18 protein-coding genes and 1 tRNA gene are annotated in these 18,204 nt (G+C 53.3%); 5 read left to right on the top strand and 14 right to left on the bottom strand.

The features are described from left to right. Positions 1–560 precede the first annotated feature (560 nt). The 4 genes from HYT79_07865 to HYT79_07850 all read right to left on the bottom strand — a co-directional run bounded on the left by HYT79_07865 (position 561) and on the right by HYT79_07850 (position 2,661). Positions 561–794, bottom strand: a complete 234-nt coding sequence (locus HYT79_07865; protein MBI2070508.1) for a hypothetical protein — start codon at positions 792–794, stop codon at positions 561–563. Next, complete coding sequence (gene lexA / locus HYT79_07860) at positions 791–1,432, bottom strand: repressor LexA (protein MBI2070507.1); 642 nt, start codon at positions 1,430–1,432, stop codon at positions 791–793. Before lexA ends, HYT79_07865 begins: the two co-directional genes overlap by 4 nt. Before the next feature lie 156 nt (positions 1,433–1,588). Next, a complete protein-coding gene (locus HYT79_07855) occupies positions 1,589–2,242 on the bottom strand; it encodes a hypothetical protein (GenBank protein ID MBI2070506.1) in 654 nt (217 codons plus the stop codon). A 35-nt stretch (positions 2,243–2,277) separates the two neighbouring features. Beyond that, entirely contained in the window at positions 2,278–2,661 is a 384-nt protein-coding gene (locus HYT79_07850; GenBank protein MBI2070505.1) for a response regulator, read from the bottom strand. Between the two features lie 377 nt (positions 2,662–3,038). Between HYT79_07850 and HYT79_07845 the strand changes: the two genes are divergently transcribed. After that, positions 3,039–4,658, top strand: a complete 1,620-nt coding sequence (locus tag HYT79_07845; GenBank protein ID MBI2070504.1) for a recombinase family protein — start codon at positions 3,039–3,041, stop codon at positions 4,656–4,658. On the opposite strand, the gene HYT79_07840 is transcribed toward HYT79_07845, so the two are convergent. Together HYT79_07840 and HYT79_07835 are read right to left on the bottom strand one after the other, a co-directional pair. Further along, positions 4,647–4,717, bottom strand: a tRNA-Gln gene (locus tag HYT79_07840). The two genes, HYT79_07845 and HYT79_07840, sit on opposite strands and share 12 nt — an antisense overlap. Then, the gene (locus tag HYT79_07835; protein ID MBI2070503.1) at positions 4,703–5,410 is read right to left on the bottom strand and encodes a hypothetical protein; all 708 of its coding nucleotides are present in this window, start codon (positions 5,408–5,410) and stop codon (positions 4,703–4,705) included. Before HYT79_07835 ends, HYT79_07840 begins: the two co-directional genes overlap by 15 nt. Positions 5,411–5,513: 103 nt before the next feature. Here HYT79_07835 and HYT79_07830 point away from each other — a divergent pair, with 103 nt between their 5' ends. Genes HYT79_07830 through HYT79_07815 form a run of 4 tightly spaced genes read left to right on the top strand, consistent with a single transcriptional unit; the run spans position 5,514 to position 9,176 of the window. Beyond that, positions 5,514–6,299: a class I SAM-dependent methyltransferase gene (locus HYT79_07830; protein MBI2070502.1), complete on the top strand. Its 786-nt coding sequence runs from the start codon at positions 5,514–5,516 to the stop codon at positions 6,297–6,299. Continuing rightward, positions 6,296–7,204, top strand: a complete 909-nt coding sequence (locus HYT79_07825; GenBank protein ID MBI2070501.1) for an NAD-dependent epimerase/dehydratase family protein — start codon at positions 6,296–6,298, stop codon at positions 7,202–7,204. Before HYT79_07830 ends, HYT79_07825 begins: the two co-directional genes overlap by 4 nt. After that, a complete protein-coding gene (locus HYT79_07820) occupies positions 7,201–8,244 on the top strand; it encodes a Gfo/Idh/MocA family oxidoreductase (GenBank protein ID MBI2070500.1) in 1,044 nt (347 codons plus the stop codon). The genes HYT79_07825 and HYT79_07820 overlap by 4 nt, the downstream gene beginning before the upstream one ends. Beyond that, entirely contained in the window at positions 8,244–9,176 is a 933-nt protein-coding gene (locus tag HYT79_07815) for a hypothetical protein (GenBank protein ID MBI2070499.1), read from the top strand. Before HYT79_07820 ends, HYT79_07815 begins: the two co-directional genes overlap by 1 nt. Positions 9,177–9,197: 21 nt before the next feature. On the opposite strand, the gene HYT79_07810 is transcribed toward HYT79_07815, so the two are convergent. From HYT79_07810 to HYT79_07775, 8 genes are read right to left on the bottom strand one after another with little or no spacing between them, the layout of a single operon-like run. After that, on the bottom strand, positions 9,198–11,564 hold the full coding sequence (locus HYT79_07810) for a glycosyltransferase family 39 protein (GenBank protein ID MBI2070498.1): 2,367 nt from the start codon (positions 11,562–11,564) through the stop codon (positions 9,198–9,200). 5 nt (positions 11,565–11,569) lie between these two features. Beyond that, complete coding sequence (locus HYT79_07805; protein MBI2070497.1) at positions 11,570–12,478, bottom strand: glycosyltransferase family 2 protein; 909 nt, start codon at positions 12,476–12,478, stop codon at positions 11,570–11,572. Further along, positions 12,478–13,998, bottom strand: coding sequence for a glutamate--tRNA ligase (locus HYT79_07800; protein ID MBI2070496.1), 1,521 nt, complete (start codon positions 13,996–13,998; stop codon positions 12,478–12,480). Before HYT79_07800 ends, HYT79_07805 begins: the two co-directional genes overlap by 1 nt. Further along, positions 13,985–14,851 (bottom strand): DUF1015 family protein, encoded by an 867-nt coding sequence (locus tag HYT79_07795; GenBank protein MBI2070495.1) that lies wholly within the window; start codon positions 14,849–14,851, stop codon positions 13,985–13,987. Before HYT79_07795 ends, HYT79_07800 begins: the two co-directional genes overlap by 14 nt. A gap of 19 nt (positions 14,852–14,870) precedes the next feature. Beyond that, positions 14,871–15,071 (bottom strand): Trm112 family protein, encoded by a 201-nt coding sequence (locus HYT79_07790; protein MBI2070494.1) that lies wholly within the window; start codon positions 15,069–15,071, stop codon positions 14,871–14,873. A 59-nt stretch (positions 15,072–15,130) separates the two neighbouring features. Continuing rightward, positions 15,131–16,474, bottom strand: a complete 1,344-nt coding sequence (locus HYT79_07785; protein ID MBI2070493.1) for a TldD/PmbA family protein — start codon at positions 16,472–16,474, stop codon at positions 15,131–15,133. Between the two features lie 31 nt (positions 16,475–16,505). Continuing rightward, entirely contained in the window at positions 16,506–16,721 is a 216-nt protein-coding gene (locus tag HYT79_07780; protein MBI2070492.1) for a hypothetical protein, read from the bottom strand. Between the two features lie 7 nt (positions 16,722–16,728). Beyond that, positions 16,729–18,204: an aromatic amino acid lyase gene (locus tag HYT79_07775; GenBank protein ID MBI2070491.1), complete on the bottom strand. Its 1,476-nt coding sequence runs from the start codon at positions 18,202–18,204 to the stop codon at positions 16,729–16,731.

Here is an 18,204-nt window from a genome sequence, read left to right as displayed (position 1 = left end):
TCGGTTTCTAAAAGAGCCCGGTATTGTTTCTGAAATTGCGAACTGCCAAGTTCTTCATTGAGGCATTCGCGTATTTTTTCTTTTGAGGCGTTTTTCTGCATAGTCCCGTCCTTGCGGCCGGGACGTCTTGCGCCTCAAAAGGCCGACTATTTGGGCGTCTAGCGCCTCGTGGATTTTTAGGCTTTGGTTACAATCTCGCTCCTTTCAACAAAGAATCTGTTTGGCGTGTGGCATTTACGGCAAGAGACGCGCATCACGGATCCTGGCTCAGCCACGATGGAGAGCTCCTTGTAGCAGATGATCATCTCTCCATTCTGCTCAATGGCCAGCAAGGTATTGCATTGGATGCAGCGCTTTTCCCGTTTCATTGCTTTTGCCTTTATTCTTCAAAGCCCTTTCTATTTAAGAAGCTCTACTAAAACCTCTACTCTTAAATGCCGTTTTTTGCGAAAAAATGAACAGCTTGCCTGGGAAAACAAAAAGGGCTGCCAAGACCGCCCTTAATAATTAAAGGCAGGCCCAGGCAGCCCCTGGTCGTTCCAGCGTTGCTGGCCTAAATATTAATCGTTGCCGTTGGCAACAGGTTTCGCGTTGTACACCGCGGGTCGTTCCCGCAGTAAAAATCTTTTAAGCTCTTCGTCTCCCTTCATGGAGCGGTTGAAATTGACCCGGACCGGTTTGCCCTGGAAGGCGATCTCCACCTTGCCAAAATAACCTATGCCCTCAAGGTGTTCAAAGACTTCCCGGATTGTGTCCCAGGAAATGGGCGCTTCCGTCTTTGCTTGGAGTTTCACGGCTTGACGTCCTTGATGACTTTGATGACTTTTCCAATGATGCCTTTGACCCTCTGATCGTCGGCTTTAAGAGGAATAAAATATGACTGCGCCTGAGGATTTTCCGCCTTAAGGAGCACCCCGCCGTCCTGCGGTATGAAACGCTTTAGAGTAACCTCTCCGTCCTTTAGAGCAATGACCAAATTTCGCGGATCCGCAAATTGTTGGCGCTTGGCCACCACCATATCACCATCCTCAATGCCCGCGCCCGTCATGCTGATGCCCCTGACTTTCATGGCAAAGCAGTCCCGCCCACTGCCCTTAAGCAGGTAGCGGTCAATGAAAAGGGTTTTTTCCACTTCCTCGGAAAGCTCTTGCGTTGGACCCGCGGGCAGAAAGCCGCTCAAAAGGGGAACTGGTATCAAAGAGCCCGGCGTTGGCGATGCGTATCCGGTTGGCGTGAGGCCGCGCGCGCGCCATTTTTCCCGAGCAAGGCATCCCTTGCGGATAAGCGCGCGTACATGCAGGGCAACCGTGGCCAGAGAGCGAAGGCGGAACCTTTTGGCGATTTCCCGATAACTCGGGGCAACGCCTTTCTCTTCAATCTTTTGGACGATATAATCCAGAACCTCTTTTTGTTTTTTCGTCAGCGCTTCCATGATATTATTAGACGATAGCAAACTTAGTTCGTTATAGTCAAATCAGCCGATCCTTTTTCGGCATTACCATCCGCCGCGAACATATTGGTTGAAAAAGAATACCAATTGCGGTTGATAATCTTATTAACAGTAACTGCATACAATCCATAAAAAATTTTATAGGGCTACGCCGCTCGCTTCTACCGTTTTATCTGCCTCCTCATTTTTCTCCTTGCCCTTTTTCAGGAACAATTCTTCCTCCAGGTTGATGATCCCTCCGGTGATCAGTTTTTCCAATTCCTCTTTGCTGCCCCGCATACGCCCCAAGATCTCCTTTTCCAGAGAGGTGAGGCGCTCCCTCTGTTCCTGGGTGAAATCAGGACCGTCCGTTGTGTGGTCGCATTTGGATGTTTCATTTTTTTCGTACTCCAAAAATTCCTGTAAGAGATCGCAGAGCAAAGAAATGGGGTGTTCAAAAATTGTTTCCCCGTCATCTTGTGCGCCAACGCCTATCATATCGCCTAGACTCTCCGTATTTCTGACGATGCGCCGCACCTCGCTTAAGAGAAAATCGAATTTTCTGTTTAGAATCTCAATGATTCTCAGATAGTCAAAAATAAGGTGCTTGTTGTAATAGGCTTCGCGGCCGAAATGCTTGGGAGAGGGTATCAGTCCGCAGGAGGAATACCACTGGATAGTCCGCTTGGTCAGCCGGCCGCCAAGGGGCCTGGGCTGTTGGGCCCATTCATAAATCTTGGATATATGGATGGCCCATTCGGGGAGTTGGCCGTCGGTGTCAGGAATGCGGTTCTGCCTTTCTTTAACATTCACAGTTACTGCGAATATCTCAATTTAGAGGCCGCCTGTCAAGCGCTTGCCCAATGAAGCAGCCGGCCGACCTTTTTGGCAAGATGCCTCAGCGCAAAAGGCTTGAAAAGAAAATCATCGGCTCCTACGTTCAAACTGTCATCCAAGAAATCGGGGTTCCTTTTGCCTGTCACAACCAGAATAGGCAAATCGTGGGTTTCTTGGGATGCTCTTAACTGATTGATAATTTCCGCGCCTGATTGTTCGGGCATTGTCCAGTCCACTATAACCATGTCAAATTTGCCGCTCATGGCTTCGTCAAGGCCCCGTTTTCCCCCGGTGACGCAGTGAACTCTGTAGCCATGACGGGTAAGGCAGCGGGCGATAATGACGCCGATGTCTTTTTCATCGTCAATGACAAGAATTTTGGTTCTGTGCGTCACAATAATTTTCCTTCGTTAAAAAGAAGAGCAAAGCGCTGGTGCATCTTCTAATTTTAGCCCTTGGCCTCAAAATAAACAAATAAGGCCCGGGCCGCCTGTCCATTTTTTCCGCTTAAACAGCATTTATTGATGGAACCAATGGAAAATTATCGCCGTCTCTTAGATGCCGAAAACATGACTCCCGATGAACAAACTGAACGAATCATCGAACTTCTGGCAATAGCCTGCGTTCGGATAGCCCAGCAACAAAAGCAAGGCTCTCAAAACGAAAATTTAAGCCCCCTTGATTCTTCGGCGAACCCGCTTTATCCTTCGGTCCCGAAAGGGCAAGCTGAACCTTGATTGCAAGGGGTGAAGGAAGGTAGGTTCCGAAGGGCATGGAAAATCGAGAAAAGCGGGATAAAAATGCGCCTCTTTGGTGCGCGATCTATACCAGAAAATCTACTGACGAAAATCTAAATTCTGATTTCACGTCCCTCGATTCTCAAAGAGAGTATTGCCAATCCTTCATCAAGAGCCGCGAGGGCGAGGGGTGGGGTATTTACCCGGAGGCATACAATGACCCCGGCTTTTCCGGTGGCAATATGGATCGGCCAGCCCTTAGAAGGCTCTTGGCTGATGCGAAACAGAAAAAATTTCAGGCGGTGGTCTGTTACAAGTACGATCGCCTCAGCCGTAATACGAAAGATTTCCTCCATGTCCTTGATATTTTTGACAAGCATGGCGTGGCGTTCGTTTCCGTAACTCAACCCATTGACACCACCTCTTCGGTAGGTCGCCTGATGCGTTCCATATTGATGGACTTCGCCCAGTTTGAGCGCGAGATGATCAGCGAGAGGACTAGAGACAAAATGGCGGCGATGGTTCGCAAGGGCAAAAGACCGGGCGGACACCCCATTTTAGGTTATGACATCGATAAAGAGCGCAAGCGTTTGAGCGTGAACAGAGAAGAAGCAAATGTCGCGTGCGAGATGTTCGATTTATATTTGAGAATGCGGTCGTTATACGCCACCGCCAAGACTCTCAACGGCCGGGGATATAGGATGAAAGAATGGACGGCCAGCAATGGCAACCGCAAAGGAGGCGGCAAATTCAATCGCGGCAATCTCTGGTATCTTCTGATCAATCCGATTTACATCGGCAAGATCGCTTACCAAGGGCAGATGTTTCAAGGAGAACATGAGGGAATCGTTTCCGAAGAGGTGTTCAATGCGGTTCAAGGGCTTCTCAACGCCAACGGCAAGGGACGTAGGCACAGGGAAGTAGAAAAAATAAAGCATGCTTACCTTCTTAGGGGCTTGGTCCGATGCGCTTCATGCGGACATGCCATGACGCCCCACGGCGTGTTCAAGAAACGCAGGAGCCAACGTTTCTTCTACTATCGGTGCGTTTCCGTCAGCAAGGGCGACAAGAATTCATGCACTGTAAGGAGCGTGCCCGCCAGGGCTCTGGAGGACTTCGTCCTGCGGCGATTGGGGCTTCTGGGGGATAACCCGGAGCTCATCGGAAATATCGTTAACGCAACACGGGAATCATGCGATCAGCAGCTGCCGTCAAAGAGGCAGCAAAAAAGCCTTTTGACTGCTGACCTGGGCAGGGCAGAAAACGAGGCGCGCAACATTGTGCGCATCCTTGGCGAACAAGGACCGGATGCGCCCAGACGGCAGTTCTATGAATCACGGTTGGATGAGTTGGCGGCAAAGAAGCAGGAGATTGAGGTCGCCGTGAACGTTTTGGAAAAGGAGATTGTCCATCTGGAATGCCAGCAGGTAGACGCGGATTTGGTGCAACACTCGATTCGAAACTTCGTGACCGTCATAGGGAAGCTCGAGACAAAGGAGCAAAGGGAACTCTTAAGCCTTCTGGTTAAAGAGGTTACCCTGGATGCCGTGAAGTCCAATGTCCAGATTTCTTTAAAGCCTTTACCCAAAATATGGGGGGATCTGGACCACTTGGAGGGGCGGTTTGTTTACTGTCAAAGACCTCTGCCGGACTAGGATTCGAACCTAGACGACGTGGTTCAGAGCCACGCAGACTACCGTTATCTGATCCGGCAACTAAAATTTCGAAAGTTTATTTCCTTGGCAAATTTTTGAACTTCGGCCTTTTTCGCTAGCCTAACATAATCGCCGCCCTTTTGCGGACGGTAGCCGAGCTGAACCAAACCGTCAAAAACGTCCTGCAAAAGTTGCCGGCATTTATTTTTAAAGTCCAAAACATAAGTCGAGTTGTGCGGCTGTTCGTAATAACTGCCGTCTGTTTCAAATAAACCCCGCAAACATAGTTTGAGATGGCTGTCGTCGTCCTTAATCCATCGGGGAACTCCAACGTCATTTTTTATCTTGTTGCCGAGCGGCAAACCCAAGGCTTCGGCGATCCCATTGTGATAGATGTAAACACGGTTACAATGGGCTCCTTTTTGAAGGACCACCTTAGGCTCAATCTCAAAAACATTTTTCATTAAATAAGCCGTATAACGCACTTGATCTTGAACGCGTGAATCGAGAGAAATCAACAATCTCTGGGTGCGTGAGCTTGGCGCAAGAGATCCATCTCCCAAAATAATCCCTATCAATTCGGCCAGCTCGGCAGAACGAGACAAATTCAAAGGTTTGGAAGAACGATAGGGACCGTAGCGCTTGCCTGATCTGGACAAGGCCATTTTTGCGACACTGGGATGCGTTAATTTCGTCAGGCCTTTATTCCAAGGTGTTCCAGATAGCCCTTCTCTGACTAGCACTGCCGTCATTGAATATTAATTACCTTTTACGTCGAATAGCATTAAGGGTGGTTAATTTTACCATCCCCCTGACTCCGGGGAGAGCCTGAATTGCTACTATTTAACCGTGGGGTTGGCTCATTTTTTCAAGCATTCTTCCTATAAAAATCTCGACCAAGACAGCGCCCAAAGCGCGATTCTTCAAGCTCAAATTTTTAAGACAAAAAAGCCCCTGCGCGATTTTCACGAATGCGTCTATAAGGACATGGTGCGCCGGCGCGAGGAAATAGCGGCCGGGGTTGAGGGTCTGGAAATCGAAATCGGCAGCGGCGGCGGGTTCTTTAAAGAAATCCGGCCCCAGGCCATCACCACGGATGTCAAACCTGTGCCGGGCTTGGATCGCGTGCTCGACGCCCGGTCCTTTCCCTTCGACAATGAATCCACGGCCGCCATTTATGCTTTTGCCTGCCTGCACCATATTCCGGAGATCCGGCGCTTTTTTAAGGAAGCCCTGCGGATTTTAAAGCCGGGCGGCGTTATTGTCGCGGTTGAGCCTTATTGGGGATTGACCGCGAAAATCCTGTTCACTCATTTTCACGAAGAGCCTTTCAATGCCAAGGCTAAAACCTGGGAATTTCCCTCCACGGGTCCCATGAGCGGCGCCAACCAAGCCTTAAGCTACCTTCTCCTCAAAAGAGACCGGGAGCAATTTCAACAAGAATTCCCCGATTTTCAATTGCGCTTTCATCGCCCTTTCAGCTTTATCGAATACCTGTGCACCGGGGGCAATTGGCGGCCCCAATTGGCGCCCACGGCTTTTTTTCCCGTTCTGCGCTGGATCGATAACGTTGCGCTGGCTCCATTGATGCCGGTTTTAGCCATTCACCATGCCTTTGTCCTTCAGCGGCGGCGCTCATGAAAGAAAAAATTTTCATCACCGGAGCGTCCGGCTTTATCGGAAAAGCCGCCGTTGCTACGCTGATCAACAAAGGTTATGACATCGCCTCCTGGCGGCATCGGCCCGGAGCGAATATTCCCGAACATTTGCGCCGGACGCGAATGTACACCGGCGATTTGAGCGATTTAAACCAGGAGACCACCCGTCAATTGCGCGAGGCTTTAAGCGGAGCCCGGACTGTCCTGCATTTGGCCGCCAAGACTCCGGAAGCCGCCCATTCCCGGAATGAATTTCAAAAACACAATGTGGACATGACCCAACGCTTAATCGCAGCCGCGCAGGAAGCGAGGGTTGAGCGTTTTATTTTTGTCAGCACCCAGTCGGTGACCGCCCGCCGCTTAAGCGACTACGCGCAAAGCAAAAAAACGGCGGAGGAAGCTGTTCAACAATCAGGCCTCGATTACGTCATCGTCCGGCCCGCCATTGTGTACGGGCCGGGTGATTTGGGATTATTTGCCAAACTTGTGCGTTTGATCAATGCGTTTCCCGTCATCCCTTTTCCCGACTCACCCGCTGAGTTTCAACCGGTTTTACTTGATGATGTGGCCCGAACTCTGGCCGGGCTCGTCGAATCAAACGGGCTCAAGCTCGTGGACATCGCGGGTCCGGATGCCGTCACCCTCAAGCAATGGATCGGGCGAATCGCGCAAGTCATGAATAAACAACGCCTATTCATCCCCATCCCCATGCCTGTGGCCTTTGCCGGGGCCCGGACGCTTTCCCTGATTCTCAAAAAGCCGCCCATCACCGTGGATAATCTGCGTGGATTGGCCGAGGCCTCTCGCGTGGATATCGGGTCCATGCGCGGCTTGGGCATCGAACCCTTGCCTTTGGCCGAGGGATTGCGCCGCACCTTCGCCTCATGAACAAAGTCAAAATCGCTTTGGCGGGGTTGGGTAAAATCGGCCTGCTTCACCTCTCGATTCTTAAAAACATTAAAAACGCCGAAGTCGTCGCTTTAATGGATAAGGAAACGGGCGCAGCTAAACGCCAAATCGAAGGGCTTGGGCTTGATATCCCGGTTTTTGATTCGGTTGAACGCATGATCGAAGAGACGCAGCCGGACGGCCTTGTGGCCTGCGTGCCCCCGGCCGTCAATAAAGCCATGGCCCAGGCCTGTTTAGCCAAAGGCATTTCTCTTTTTATCGAAAAACCCATGGCCGGCAGCTTGCAAGACGCTTTAGCCATGACCGGACTTGTTCCATCGCAAGACGCTCCGGCTCATGCCGTGGGTTATATGGTGGCCCATTACCCGCTTGTTCAAAAGGCTCAAGAGCTTCTGAAACAAAACCACCTCGGACAAATCCGCCATTACCGGGCTTCTCTTTACCTGGCCGAGGTTTTCGAACGCCACGAGGGATGGCGGCAAAATCCGGCCATTTCAGGCGGCGGGGCCGTGGCCATCGTCGGCAGCCACCTGCTTTACCTGGTTCAATCGTTTTTTGGATTGCCGCATGAAGTCCGGGCGCGCGCGATCCGGCTGTTCGCCCAAGTCGAGGACATCGCCTGCGCGACATTGGAACACGAAAATTTTTTCGGCGATCTTCATGTCTCCTGGAGCCGCCCCGGGTACCGGGACATGGGATTTAATATCAGCGTGGAAGGGACGGAAGGATTTTTGGAGTTAAATGAGGCCAGTCTCGCTGTTTTCCGCTATCAAGATCATCAAAAAGACGGCTGGCAGGTTTATTATCCGTGGGACATAACAACAAACGCGCCGGATCATCTGGAGCCGGGACAAATGGGTTATTGGGCCCAGGACAATGATTTCATTCAAGCCATCAGCGAGCGCCGTCCGGCCAAAGTCACCTGGGAAGACGGTTTAAAAACCCAAAAACTGATCGAAGCCATTTACCGGTCCAGCCGAATCCAAGGCCGAGGTTTTGCCTTGGCCGAGCTGGGCTAGTGGAACTCATCCTCGCGGACCCGGCCTTATCCAGCCAGCCGTTCTTGCCTCAGGAAAAAATCCTGCCGACCCGGCTTTATTTAACGCGCGAGGAACTTTGGGCCGGCATCCTGGATCAAGCCGCTGCGTTAAATATCACCGGGATCATGACCTTGCCCGGCTCCAAACTATTTTCCCTTCTGCTGAAACACCCGAACCGTTGGCCGTTGACTCCCTGGCTCGTGATTCCCGATGTGTATCAATTAGCCAGGGACGCTTCCCGCTACGGGACTACCGGAGCCGCGGCGCGAAAAATCCTGCGCCTTTCGCTCTGGAACCAACTGCGCTTGGGCGCTTTGATGCTCAAACATCCCGGCCAAGCCATGAAATTAAAATTCGAGCTGATGATGAATATTCTGGCGGCCTCGGACGGATTCGGCCTTGGGCAATGGCCGGGCGCAGAACCCGGGGTCATTCTGCATCATCAAATCACGGATTTGGCCCTGGCCTTCGATCAAAAAAATTTCTTTACCCTGTTTATTTCCGCGATCAGCGGCATGCTCAAAGCCCGGCCTGCGTTGGCGACGCGAAATTTCACGCGCTTGACCGGGCTGCTCGCAAAAAGCGGGGATGGCCGGGCGCAAATTCTGACGCCGGTCAATGCCAAGGGGTTTTTAATGCAACCTGACCGCAAAACGGCTGAGGCCGCTGTCCGCTCCTGGAAAAACAACGGCGGGGTCTTGGCGGAATTCTGGCATTTGCCGGGCTCAGACAATATCGAAGCTGATGCGGCTTATATTCAAAACCTGGGAATCGCCGGCGCCATTATCCAAATCGAGGATTTGCGTAACACCCGCAAAAAACCCGCCATAAAACGCCTGGGGGACTCACCCTCACCCCAACCCTCTCCCCTCAAGGGAGAGGGAATAAGCGGGGCTGCATCCTCCTCTTAAGAAACAAGGCGGAGATTGCGCTTAGCGACCCGAAGCCCTCAGCTCAGACAAACGCCGGGCGAAGGCTGGAATTTGCGGGAAGCGTTGGGCTAAGGAACGCATCAATTCGATTTTTTTCTCCATGGCCCCAGCTTCCCTGGACGGCGCTTTATATTCCTCGTAAAGCAGCAGAACCGGATTGAAAGCCGGTTCCTGACCGGCGGGCAGCTGTTCCACGATCTCAAAAATAAAAACAGGAGGATTATCGTTTAAAAACTTTTCCGGGATGGGTTCGACTTTGACCAGACGGATATGCTGACGCCAAAAATCGCACCAAAGGGCCAGAACATCCGGCTCAACATCGAAAATTCCATAACCCCCGATGCGGACGCCCTCCTTGGCATTGACCAGAATATGCGTGACGCCTTTTTCTTGGCGCACTATTCGGTAAAGCTCCTGCGCGGAACTGATGCCCTTAGCCCAACGCGTCAACAATGGGACATCAAAAACACCGGCCACATCAAAGGGAACTGGGCAAGTGGAGACTTTCTCGTCGCCTAGAATGAGCAGCCGTCCGCTCTTGGGCATGATTTCTTTGACCGCTTGGAAGGCTTTTGTCGCCGGGTAAGGATTCATGCCGGAATGCGTGTAGGAAAGGTATTCAACGGACGTTTCGCGGCCGAACAATACATCCCAGGGCAGATAAGCATTGCGCATAATCGCCAATCCCTGCAGCCCATTGCCGAAACCCACGATCAAGGCCAATAAAGCCAAACCATGCGCAAAAAATTTAGGCTGAAAACGCAGGGTACGCGCCAAGCCCCAACCCATTGCCATCAACACAACAACCAAATAAGGCAAAGAGTAACGCGTTAAACGGCTGATATATAACATGGCGAATAAAGCCGCCAATCCCGCCGCCATGGCCCAGCGCATGCGAGGCGATGACTTGTCGGCTGAGACCACACCGAGTCCCAACGGCAGAAAAGCCAGGGGCCAGGGGCCAGGAAACGAGAGACTGGACAGCTCTTGAAAGGTCAGGCGCCAGGGTAAAGTCGCCCATTGGATAAAAGAATTTGGCGTCCAGCCGGGGCTTTCCCCCTGCATGCGCTCAAAACGGACGGCATCGTAGTACTCGCTGTTGAAAAGAAAATTAAAAAAGGGAAAAAATGGATTTCCGGTATGCGCCCAATTTTTGATCAGCCACGGGCCTGCGCTGATCGCCATGCCCAAAACAAGCCAGACTGATTCCTGAAGCGCGGCCCTTGGGTTTTTATCCCAAATCACCCTCCGGGCGCCATGAATCAGCAAAAGAAAAACCGGCACAAAAGCCGCCGTGTATTTTGCGGCGAACACAATACCGGCTAGAACGCCCGCCGCCAACAGCCAATGTTTTGAAGGACGGCTTAAGGCGCGAACCCAACACCAAATCGACAACAAAGCGAATAAGGAAAGCCCCACATCAACGCCGCCAGTCCAGCCGTTCATCATGGCCATGGGCATGCTCAAAAATCCCAGCGCCGCCCAGGCTCCGGCGGAAGGCTCGCCTTCTTCATCGGCCCAAGCAAACGCAGCCAAGGCGATCAACGCGGCGCAAAACCAATGAAAAAGCTTGGCCACGGCATGGCCTTTTAACGCCAAACCGAAGAGATAAATCATTTGCATGAACATGGGGAATTTGGAAAGGACATGGGGATAATTCTTGATGCCGCCGTCATGCAAATACATATTGGGCACGCCGAAGTGATACACCATGGAGTCGTAAAAAATATCCGGCACAAAGGCCATCATCAAAGAAAGCAGCGCAAGGAGAGCGAGCGGAACCCGGATGAAAATCGAAATTTGGGCCCATATTCGACCGATTTGCTTCAAGGCGGCCATAGCCAACGGGGCTAAACGCATTGACCCATAGCTTAAGCCCAAAATCAACAGCGCGGCCCATAATCCCCAAAAAACGAAAGCGCGGTAAAGCTGGGCGACGCCTAAAAGAAAAATCCCGTAGGAACAAAGAGCCAACCCCAAGGCCGCGGATAAAACGAATTGGCTTAAGGCGGATAACGGCCGGATGGCGGCATCCGCAGATATTTCGGTTCCCATGAATTCTTCACGGAAAAAAAGGCTGAGCAAAAAATGCCCGGCGCAGGCCAGCCCCCAAGCCGACGCGGCCCAAATAGCGAAAGCGATTCCGTGTCGCGCCAAAACCTCAGGCGTCGGCGGGGCGAAATTAATGCCCAATGATCCGAGAATCGCCAACGGATAGCCATGGGTATGAAAATACTTCCAAACAATGAATACGGCCCAGAGCGCGGACAACCAGATGAACAGGTTTAAGCGCGAGGAGATTCGTTCAGGAGCGGCAACGGCTGCGACAGCGGAACGTTTGGGACCGCCGCTTCGGTTTGGTTTCACGGACCCTATATCTTAGGCGGACTTTTCTTGTGCAACAAAATCAACAAGTCGGCCAAAAAACCGCAAATGCCGATTAACACTCCGGTTAAACACAGGGAGACATCGAATCCGCCGATGATGCGATAAACCATCAGGTCATAGTACATCTTGATCAAGCTGGCGCCGACAAAAAACGCGGACACGGGCAGCAACACGCGCAAAGGATTGAAATACATGACCGTGCGGATGACCAAGAGAATCATGCTGTACGTGTCTTTAATCGGGTGAAAAGACGAATGCCCGCCTTTTCGCTTAAAGTAATTGATGGGAACGAATCTAACGGGATGTCCGTTGCATAAAAAAGCCAAAGTGATGGTGCTTTCCCATGAATGGCCTTCCGGCAACAGGGAAAAATAGCGCACGGCCGCCGACTTCTTGAAAGCCCGCAAGCCCGTATTTAAATCTTCGATATTGACGCCGCTTAATTTGCTGGCCAATAAGCGAATCGTATTTTTAGGCCACAAGCGGTAAAACGGCTCTTGAACCACCAAGGTGCGCGCGCCGATGGCCATGTCGCAATCAGGAAAACACTCCAATAACTTGGGGATATCTTCGTGGGGGTAGGTGCCGTCCGCGTCCGAGGTGACGATGATTTCGCCGCGCGCTTCATAAATGCCGGTTTTTCTGGCCGCGCCCACTCCGCGATTTTCTTTATGCCTTAGAAGCCGGACGTTCTTTGAAGCCGCGACTTCCGCGGTTTTATCCTTGGAACCGTCATCCACCACAATAAACTCAAAGGGATACGGCGTTTTTTCCATGATGCTCCTGATATTGTCAATTTCCCTGGCCAGCGTGGTTTCCTCGTTATAAGCGGGCAACACCACGCTGATCAAACCCTTGTCTTCGATGGTTGGATGGCTTAATTCTTGACCCATTAGCGCACCTCGGCTTTAAACTCCTTCAGGCTGCCCAAAAAACGCTCCAGGCGCTTGAGCGCGCGTTCCTTGCCCAAGGCTTCAACCATATGAAAAAGGCTGGGCCCTTGCAGGCGCCCGGAAACGGCGAAACGCAGCGGATGAAAAACCTCCGGGTTTTTCCATTTCCACTCAGCCGCGATTTGGCGCAAAACCGCCTCGATGGCGGCCGCGGAAAAATCAGAGGAGCGGCCCAAACGTATTGTCAATTCCCCGGCCAGACGGCGGCATTCGGCAGGGGTTTTCAGATTCGGGCTCTTAGCCATCAGGCCTTCCAAATCCGGCCAACGATAAACGTATTCATCCGTGAAAAAAAAGTCGAGCAGCTTGGGCACGTCCAGAAACGTTTTGTATTTTTCCTGCTCCAACGCCACCAGCTCTTTAAGCTTGGCCTCATCGATGAGCCCGGCGGATAAAAATGGCCGGGACGCTTCAAACAGCGCCTCTTTTGAAAGCTTGCGGATATACATCCCATTCATCCAAAGCAATTTATTGAAATCGAAGGTCGCCGGGTTTTTCTGGCAGCGCTCCACCGTGAATTTGGCGATCAGCTCTTCGGGCTCAAAAATATCCTGGCTTGTTTCCGTGCCCCAACCCAGCAAAGAAAGATAATTCCTGAGCGAAGCCGGCAAATAGCCCTGATTCTTATATTCCAGAACCGACGTGGCGCCGTGGCGCTTGGAGAGTTTCGTGCCGTCGGGCCCCAAAATCATGGACAAATGCGCGAAGAGAGGCGGCTGCCAGCCGAACGCCCAATACATCTGCACCTGAGAAGGAGTGTTGGAAAGATGCTCTTCCCCGCGGATGACATGGGAAATCTCCATCAAATGATCGTCGATCACGCAGGCGAAGTTGTACGTGGGCACCCCGGACGTTTTTTGGATGACCAAATCCTGCTGCAGGGCGTTTTCAAAACGAACCTCGCCGCGGATCAAATCATGGACCAGGGTTTCGCCTTCCAGCGGCATTTTAAAACGCAGAACGTATTTGGTGCCGCGCGATTCTCTGTCTTTTCGTTCGGCCTCCGTCAAATTCCGGCAACGGCCGTCATATTTGGGCGGACGCTTCTCCAATTGAGCCTGCCGGCGCATGGCTTCCACTTCCTCAGGCGTGCAATAGCAGCGATAAGCCTTGCCTTCTTTCTCCAGCTGATGCAAATACTTCTGGTAATGCTCGATACGCTGCATTTGAAAATAAGGGCCGAAATCGCCCGTTGAGCGCCAGGCGTCGCCGGAGCGAGATTCATAAACAGGGCCTTCGTCCCAATCCAAGCCCATCCAAACCATGCTGTCTAAAATCGCGTCCACGGAATCGTGGGTTGAGCGAACCTCGTCCGTGTCTTCGATGCGCAGGATAAACGTGCCTTTGTGATGACGGGCGAACAGCCAATTAAACAAAGCGGTGCGGGCGCCGCCGACATGAAGAAAGCCGGTGGGGCTGGGCGCGAATCTTACCCTGACGTTCGCTTTAGCACTCACCATAAACCAATCCGCAGGGAACTTTAGGCCAGAAATACGTGGTTTTTCTGGGGAACAATCCGCCGACTTTGGCTTGGGCCAAAATTGCCAACAGCGGAGGGGGCGCTTCGCGGTGCCCGTTTTTTCGCCCGGGCACGGGTGGGTGCTTTTTCAACAGCCCGACATCCGATTGCGCGCTGGTGACATAAGCCAGGCAATGCTTCAATCGCCCTTGCTCGGCCAATTCCGAAGCGGCGCGGTAACGATGATGCCCGTCCGCCACTAAAAATCCGTCCGAAGGGCGCAGCGCTTCTTTCAAACGCTTGATCTGCGCCGGATCACTGACCGCCGCCAACTCGCGATGGACTCGATCAAAAGGAGAGCGGCCCAGAGGCACCGCTCTCGACGATAATTTTGCGGATACATCCTTCAACAGCGCGGCCAATTTTTTGTCTTTATCCTCGGCCACCAAAAAAATGGGGGAGCAATGAAGCTTGACGCGCTCAAAATGCTGCTTGCGCCGATTCACGAAACGGCGATAAAACTTTTCATGGGGCCAAATCCAGCGCCGCCGGTCCTTTCTGGTCAAATCCACCAAACCCAACAGCCCCACCCGCTCCTCGCCGCCGAAACGCTCGATTAAAAGGTAATACGACAATGAATCCTGCCGAAGCGCTCCGTTTTGCCGCCACTTCGCCCAACGCCTGCCGGCCTGCGTCAAATTGGGCCGAGGCTCCTCGAGATGAATCGCATTGAACTCCTGGCTGCGCAATGTCCGTTCCAATTCGGGCGTCAGGCAATCGTAAGGTAGGCAAAGGCTCTCGCCGCGAACAAGCGTCGCGCGCTCGAACCTGAAACCTTTGAAAGGATGAACCATGGCCGGCGTCTTAGGGACCTTAATAACCCTGCGCCTCATCAATGAGCATCACGGGAATGCCGTCGTGAATCTTATAGCGCAGCCGGCATTTGCGGCAATCCAGATACTGGAGGCTTGGCCCCGTTCTCTGCTCCCCTGGTTTTTCCGTCTCATCAACGGCCACGATCGGCCCCTTGCACTTGGGGCAGGCCAAAATCGAAAGCAATTCTTCTTTAATCATCGACAACCTCCGGCGCGCAAAATCTATTCGAACAATTATAGGGAATTCGCCGCGCCCAATTATGCGCCAATATCGAGATGAGCGACGCGCACGGTCGGGGCCGCCATCGAGCCGTTGAATTCCAAATCCGAACCGACCGCATCGATACTTTTCAAAAGATCGAACATATTCCCCGAAACGCTGAACCGGTCGATTCCGTAAGCCAATTCTCCCCCCTCGATCCAAAATCCGCTGCCGCCTAAAGAAAAATGACCCGCGGCCAAATCAACGGTATGCAGCCCCTGCAAAGCGATCAGGTAAACGCCGCGCCGCGTCTCCTCGATCAAACTCTGGGGTGAACTTTTCCCGGCGGCCAAATAAAAATTACTGGTCCCCGGCGAGGGGGTCCCGTCGCCTGCGCAAACCGCGTTGCCGGTTGTGCGCGCGCCGTCCTTTCTGGCCGAAGCGAAATCATAAAGAAAACCGCAAAGGCGCCCGGCGTCGATGAGAACCTGCCGTCCGGTCGCGAACCCTTCGTCATCCCAGCGGGCGCTGCCCAAACCCCCTTTTAAACGTCCGTCGTCAATCAGCGAGACCGGCGACCCGGCGACGGTCTCGCCTAACCTATTTTTCCAAGGAGAAAACCCTTTGTGCACGCGATCCGCGCTGAAGGACGGGGCCAACAGCTCAAGCATCTCTTCTCCCAGCCAGGGATCGATGACCACGGGGAAACGCCCCAAAGGAGGCTGGCGCGCGCCGGCCAAGCCCAATGTCAATCGCGCGGTTTTTTCAAGAACGGCGGGCGCTTTGCGCCGAAGATCCGACCAGCGTCTCGAAGATGCGCCGCCGCCGAACACGCGGATCTCCCCCTTTTTTTCGGCGACAAGCTCAACGCTCAAAGACCCGGCGCTTCCTGTTTCACGACGGACAATCCCATTGGACGCCGCGTAAACGTTCTCTTCGATCCCAGCGGCCAGCTCCATGGCCAGCACTTCTTTTAAACCTTTCCGGCGAGCCAAAAGGCCGAGGCAATGCCGCGCCAACGCCGGCCAAGCGCCGATTTTTAAATCCCAGTCCGGGTCGACAATGTCAAGTTTTGATTTTTCATTCTTTGGTTCGCCCAAATAATCCAGCCATGAAGGCGCCGGCCGATAGGGATTGGCTCCGGCATAAGGCAGAGCGCGCTTGGCCTTTTCCAGCAGCCCTTCGAGAACCGCGGGTTCGGGCGAAACGCCAGCGGCTGCGGCCGACGCTTCCCTGCCTAAGGCGTCAACGGCGCGCAAGCTGATTTGCGTGGACAATGAAACGCCCTGTTCATCGAAACGCCCTTTACGCCATTTCAGCGCGCGTTCCCGGGCGACCGAGACATGAAGATCGGCGAAACAATCCGACCGGCGCGCGTTGTCCCTAAGCCAATCGGCCAATTGCCCTTGACTCAGAGACCCTGAAGATGGTTTATTTTTCAAGCCAGGCAACGGCCAGGATGACCATCCCGACTAAAACAAAAACGCTGCCGATGCGGCGGCGATGCAGACCGACATAAGCGTCGTTTAACAACATGTCGCGCAGCGCCTTGTGGACATGAAGAATTTTTTCCGGCCTGGATAAATAAAGCAGGCCCCCGCCCAAAAAAACCGCCGCAAACAGCGTCAGAAGAAATTTAGCCGCCATGAAAAGTCTATTTTATATTCTCGGGCCGCCTTAAGGCGAGCGCCAGCATTTCGATGGCCATGGAAAATCCCCGGTCCTCGCCCTCAAGAACAACGCCGGCGGCGCGGCGCAAACGCTCCATAAAGGGGGCGAGATTCGTCTTGGCCGCGAGTTCCTTGGCGCGCCCGGACAAAACCACGGCACGCCCGGCGGCCAGCGCCTCCACGGCAATGACGCGGGAGGCATTGGCGACCACGTTTTTTAATTTCAAAGCCGCGCCCATGGCCATGGGTACCACATCTTCTTGATTGGCGGACAAGGGGATGGAATCGGAAGAAGCCGGGTGCGCCAAAATCCTGTTTTCAGCGACCAAAGCGCCTTGAACCGTTTGCAGCATCATGAGCCCGGAACTCTTCGTGCGCGCGGCCAGCATGGAAGGCAACTGGCGCCTCCCGGACAATAAAAAATCCGTGCGGCGTTCCGATGTCAGGCCCAGCAGATGCACGGCCCAGGCCGACAAATCCGCAGCCAAGGACACTTGAATCCCATGGAAATGCGCGCCATGAAAAACAGACGGACCCCTGGGCAAAATCACCGGATTATCCGTTACCGAATCCGCCTCGGCTGTGAGCATTTCTTCAGCCGTATTTAAGAGCTTCAACGATGCGCCGAGCAAATGAACGGCCGCGCGCAGGGAATAAGGGTCCTGAGGGAGGCCGTTTTTCCTATAAGACCCAAGGCAATGTAGAAGATCCTCGGCCGCGACTTCCATCTCCCGGTGTTTTTTGAGCCTGATGAATTCCGGGCTCCAAGATTCGGTTTTCCCGGAAACGGCGAACAACCCCATGGCCGCGGCTTGCAGCGCAGCGCGCCAGAGATGCCGGCTTTCTTCCAACCCGAGCAAAGCCAACGCCAAGGAAGCCTCGGTTCCATTGATCAACGCCAAACCGTCTCTGGGGCCCAGGGACCCGGCCGGGATGCGTTCAAGCACATGCAATCCGGCATGCGCCAAGGGGATCAAATCGCCGCAAGCGCCCACGGACCCCTGGATGGGCACGGCAGGCGGCCGCCGGGCGTTGAGCGTTTCCAAATACGCGTTGAAGGCGCGCCGAGAAATGCCGGAATGCCCGCGCGCTAATTGCCTGGCGCGTAAGTACATCATGGCGCGGACCTCGAATTTATCCATTTCCGGACCCACGCCGCAGGCGTGGCTGGCGACCAAATCCCGCTGATGACGCTCCAAATCATTGTCCGCGATTGCTTCTCCCTGGAGGCCGCCGAAACCGGTGTGGATGCCGTAAATTTTAACGGCGGGATCATCGAGAAGCTTTAAAAGCGTCCGATGGCCCGCGTCGATGCGGCGCTTGGCGGACACTGAAGCGCGCGCGGCCGTGCCGGCCCTGACCACGGACAAAAAATCAGCCCAGGCGAAAGGCTTGGATGGGTCGATATCGATAAAATTCGTTTTCTTAACCGAATAGAGGCCGACCGGTGGTGCGGTCAT

The sequence above is a fragment of the Elusimicrobiota bacterium genome (genome assembly GCA_016180815.1).
Lineage (GTDB): Bacteria > Elusimicrobiota > Elusimicrobia > JACQPE01 > JACQPE01 > JACPAN01.
The sequence above is the reverse complement of the archived record's forward strand: the minus strand, read 5'-3'. Positions and strand labels throughout refer to the sequence as shown.